The sequence below is a fragment of the Pseudomonas sp. SIMBA_068 genome (assembly GCF_046534705.1).
Lineage (GTDB): Bacteria > Pseudomonadota > Gammaproteobacteria > Pseudomonadales > Pseudomonadaceae > Aquipseudomonas > Aquipseudomonas putida.
In genome coordinates this window covers 1-248 of record NZ_JAWRYI010001241.1, presented here as the reverse complement: position 1 = coordinate 248, position 248 = coordinate 1, and the positions used below count along the sequence as shown (strand labels likewise).

Genomic DNA, 248 nt, shown 5'->3' with positions numbered 1-248 from the left:
ATACTGCGCCGACGGAGAGTGGATACCGATATGCATCATTGTACCGAGTACGCCCATACCAGCAGCCATCACCAGGAAGCCCAGCGTTAGCGTTGGTTTACGTCCCCAGCGGTCAACAAGGCCGATTGCGATAAAGGTGGCAAGTACGTTGGTCAGGCCGACAATCACTGTCCCCCACATTTGCTCGGTGGTGTTGGTATAACCCGCCAGTTCGAAGATTTTCGGCGCGTAATACATGATGACGTTCA

1 protein-coding gene is annotated in these 248 nt (G+C 53.6%); it reads right to left on the bottom strand.

The window, feature by feature from the left end:
• Window positions 1-248: MFS transporter (locus SB756_RS33515; RefSeq protein ID WP_410913692.1), on the bottom strand; the 248-nt coding region annotated here is incomplete at both ends.